Source organism: Sphingomonas asaccharolytica NBRC 15499 (assembly GCF_001598355.1).
In the GTDB taxonomy this organism is placed as follows: domain Bacteria; phylum Pseudomonadota; class Alphaproteobacteria; order Sphingomonadales; family Sphingomonadaceae; genus Sphingomonas; species Sphingomonas asaccharolytica.
In genome coordinates this window covers 1-3832 of record NZ_BCYU01000153.1, presented here as the reverse complement: position 1 = coordinate 3832, position 3832 = coordinate 1, and the positions used below count along the sequence as shown (strand labels likewise).

The window sequence follows — 3832 nt, the reverse complement described above, 5'->3', positions numbered from 1 at the left end:
CGTGGGCGGTGCGGCGCTTGGCGCGGTGCGTGCAGGCACGAGCATGGGGTCGGCAGCGTCGACCGCCTACACACTGGGTAAGGAGACGGCGGCCTCGCCGACGATGGGCGCAGGCCTTCGCGGCGTCGCACGCGCGGCCGGCAACGCCGTTCGGATGCGAACGTCGAGCGCGCTCGGTCTCGGCGACGCCGCCCGCAGCGGCCGGCAAGCGGCCTGGAACGCGCTCAACGAGACAAGCAAGCCGGCGTCGGAGGATGCCGGCGTGACCAATGCGCCCGCCTGGGCGCGGTCGCTCCGCGCTGAGCAGGCAGCACGGCACCACGGCCAAGTCGCGGTGCACGCACTCCAGCAGGGGGATCGCGGCGGCGCCTCCGCCACTCCCGACATCAAGGAAAGGGACGAGTGATGATCTTCAAACGCGCGGTCCAGCGTTACGGGCGAACGCCGCAGCCCGAGACACCGTATCAACGGGCAGGCCAGCTTTGGGATGAGCGCATCGGCTCGGCACGCGTCCAGGCACGCAATTGGCGGCTGATGGCGTTTGGCTGCCTGTCGCTCGCGGCGGGTCTCGGCGGCGGTGTCCTCTGGCAGTCGCTGCAGAGCAGGGTGGTGCCCTATGTCGTCGAGGTCGATCGCCTCGGCGAGGCGCGGGCGGTGACCGAGGCCGAGGCATCGTACCACCCGACCGATCCGCAGATCGCCTGGCACCTTGCCCGCTTCATCCGCGACGTTCGCGGCATCTCGCTCGATCCCGTCGTAATGAAACAGGACTGGCTCGAGGCTTACGCCTTCACCACCCTGCGCGGCAGCCAGTTTCTTGGCGACTATGCCCGCAGTGCTAATCCCTTCGCCAGGATCGGTGAGCGCACCGTCACCGTCCAGGTGACGAGCGTCGTTCGCGCGTCGGACAAATCCTTCCAGGTCAAATGGACGGAGTCGGCGTTCGAACGCGGCTCGTCCGCCGGCCGCAGCAACTGGACCGCGATTCTCACCATCGTGACCAAGCCGCCCGCGAACCCCGAAGTGCTGCGAAAGAATCCGCTCGGCATTTATGTCGATGCTGTCGACTGGAGTCGCGAGCTTGACGTGCCGACGCCGTCGTCGCCGACACCCGATCGCTCTGTTCCAACCGGCTCGCCGCTCGACCCGGGGCTCGCGACCGCGCCCACGACCCCGACCAGCATGGAGATCCAGCAATGAAATGCCTCTCGATTGCGCCGCTGTACGGCTTGTCTCTAGTCGGGCTTTGCGCCGCGGCTGAAACCGCCGCGCAGACCAGGCCGGGTGACATGGTCAAACCAGCACCCGTTGCCGATGTGAAAGCTCCGCCCGTCACGCTGACGAAGGCGGCGCCTCCCGCTACCCGTCCCGTACGGCACGGGCATCGGTCGAGTGCGGCGGAGGCGAGCGTGGCGCTCGCCAATCGGGCGGCGACGCTTCAGCCGGCAGCACCTGGCTTCGTCAATGCCGTGCAGGTCTATCCCTTCGCCGACGGCACGCTTTATCAGGTATATGCGGCGCCCGAGCACGTCACCGATATAGCCCTACAGCCGGGCGAGGCGCTGGTTTCGGTCGCTGCCGGCGACACAGTGCGTTGGGTGATCGGCGACACCACCAGCGGCGGCGGGGCGGACAAGCGTACGCATATCCTGATCAAGCCGTTTTCGGCGGGGCTCTCGACCAACCTCGTCATCGCGTCCGATCGCCGAACCTATCATCTGGCGCTCGCCAGCACATCGGCGACCGCGATGGTGGCATTGTCCTGGACCTATCCGCAGGACGCACTGATCGCGCTCAAGCGCGCGGAGGATGAGCGGCAGAAGGCCGTTCCCGTCGCGACCGGTATCGTGCCCGACCAACTCCACTTCGATTACGCGATCACGGGCGATCGTCCGGCATGGCGGCCGTTGCGGGCATTCGACGATGGCCGTCAGACCTTTGTCGAGTTTCCCGCCAGCCTCGCGGTCGGCGAGGCCCCACCGCTGTTCCTGGTCGATGCGAAGGGGCAGGCGCAACTGGTGAACTACCGGCTGCAGGGACGATTCTATGTCGTCGACCGGCTGTTCGATACGGCCGAACTCCGGCTTGGCCTCAAACATCAGGACGTGGTCCGCATCGAGCGCGCGCCGACTGGCGGCCGGAAGGAGAGGCACTCGTGACCGACGAAACCGAGATCCCTGCGGCCACGCCCAAGGCCGATCCGGAATCGCTCGCGATCCGAGCACGGCCGCGACGCGCCATCCGTTTCCGTCGAGGCGTCATCATTGCTGCGGCGGCCTTGGGCTCGGTCAGTGTGACCGCCGTGACCTGGATGGCGTTGAAGCCGACCGTGTTTCGACAGGTGGCGCAGGAAGAACTGCCCCAGCCGGGCAGCAAGGCGTCGCCGGATGCGCTGAACGGCTTGCCATCGAGCTACGGCGACGTGCCCAAACTGGGGCCGCCGCTTCCGGGCGACCTCGGCCGACCTATTCTCGATCGCCAGCGCCAATTGGCTGCCGAAGGCCAGGTTCCACCCGCTGACCCGGCAGCCCAGGCCGCGGCCGCCGAACGCGAGCGCCTGCTGGCGGAGCGAAAAGCCGCGAGGGAGTCGGGCCTGCTCGCCACGCGATCGCAAGCTCCGAACGCGGCTGCAGCCACTCCTGCGCCCAGCGCGACAGGCGACGCGGCGGCGCCTGCCGCGAAGCTGGCGCTCGATCCGGCCAACGATCCCAACAACCAGCAGCGCAAGGCTGATTTCATGTCCACGCTCGATCCACGCGGCGACATCAATCCGCACGCGATGGCGCCGTCGCCGTCACCCTATCTGCTCTCCGCCGGCAGCGTCATCTCGGCCAGCTTGATCACCGGGCTGCGGTCCGATCTGCCCGGACTGGTGACCGCCCAGGTGACCGAGCGGATATATGATTCACCCACCGGCAGGATCCTTCTCATTCCCCAAGGCGCCCGGCTTGTCGGGAGTTACGACTCCGTGGTGGCGTTCGGGCAGAAACGCGCGCTGATCGTCTGGCAGCGCATCATCCTGCCGGATGGCAGCGCGATTCGGATCGACAATATGCCCGCAACTGATCCCGCGGGTTATGCGGGTCTAGAGGACCAGGTCGATTTTCACACCTGGTCGCTACTGAAGGGCATCACGCTTTCGACGTTACTCGGCGTCGGCACCGAATTGCAGTTCAGCGGCGAGACTGACCTGATCCAGGCCGTGCGGCAATCGTCGCAACTGAATGTATCCCGCGCCGGCGATCAGGTTACGATGAGACACCTGCAGATTCAGCCCACCATCACTATCCGTCCGGGCGCTGAAGTCCGGTTGCTCGTGTCTCGCGATCTCGTGCTCGCGCCGTGGAGGGAAGGACAATGACAGAACTCAAGCTAGCCCAGCTGCCGGATCGCATGCCGATCAAACTGGCGATTGCTATCCCGCCAGGCCTCAATGATGCGCTCGGCGACTATGCCGAAGCTTATAAGGAAACCTATGGCCGGTCCGAGACGGTCACCGACCTGATCCCGTTCATGCTGCAAGCGTTCCTTGAAAGCGACCGCGCGTTTGCCAAGCGGCGAGCAAGGCGGTGATGACTCCTCGCCCGCCTGTCGAGTGCACCGAACTGGAGCCGCTCACCGTCCGCGTCGCGACCGCCGTGAGAATCACGGGCATCAGTCGTTCGCGGCTCTATGAGCTTATCAAATCCGGAGATGTCGATATCGTCAAAGTGGGCCGTTCCACGTTGATCTCATACCAGAGCTTGCGCGCGCTTACGCGAAGCTGAACAGACTTTCAACTGGGTGCTGCGGCCTAGTTGTTTGATCCCAGGTTTTGATGGTGCGTTATTCA

The 3832-nt window shown here is 65.8% G+C and carries 5 protein-coding genes and 1 pseudogene; all 6 read left to right on the top strand.

Annotation, left to right across the window (positions count from 1 at the left end; translation table 11 throughout):
- Positions 1 to 406, top strand: a pseudogene (locus SAS01S_RS21670) (P-type conjugative transfer protein TrbL); the annotation flags it as partial.
- Entirely contained in the window at positions 406 to 1200 is a 795-nt protein-coding gene (trbF, locus tag SAS01S_RS21665; RefSeq protein WP_066813254.1) for a conjugal transfer protein TrbF, read from the top strand. The pseudogene SAS01S_RS21670 and the gene trbF, both read left to right, overlap by 1 nt.
- Positions 1197 to 2159 (top strand): P-type conjugative transfer protein TrbG, encoded by a 963-nt coding sequence (gene trbG / locus SAS01S_RS21660; RefSeq protein WP_084239314.1) that lies wholly within the window; start codon positions 1197 to 1199, stop codon positions 2157 to 2159. Before trbF ends, trbG begins: the two co-directional genes overlap by 4 nt.
- Positions 2156 to 3361, top strand: a complete 1206-nt coding sequence (locus SAS01S_RS21655; RefSeq protein WP_066813253.1) for a TraB/TrbI/VirB10 family type IV secretion system protein — start codon at positions 2156 to 2158, stop codon at positions 3359 to 3361. The genes trbG and SAS01S_RS21655 overlap by 4 nt, the downstream gene beginning before the upstream one ends.
- The gene (locus SAS01S_RS21650; protein ID WP_066813252.1) at positions 3358 to 3573 is read left to right on the top strand and encodes a DUF2274 domain-containing protein; all 216 of its coding nucleotides are present in this window, start codon (positions 3358 to 3360) and stop codon (positions 3571 to 3573) included. The genes SAS01S_RS21655 and SAS01S_RS21650 overlap by 4 nt, the downstream gene beginning before the upstream one ends.
- The gene (locus tag SAS01S_RS23430) at positions 3573 to 3767 is read left to right on the top strand and encodes a helix-turn-helix domain-containing protein (RefSeq protein ID WP_066813251.1); all 195 of its coding nucleotides are present in this window, start codon (positions 3573 to 3575) and stop codon (positions 3765 to 3767) included. Before SAS01S_RS21650 ends, SAS01S_RS23430 begins: the two co-directional genes overlap by 1 nt.
- Positions 3768 to 3832: the final 65 nt, after the last annotated feature.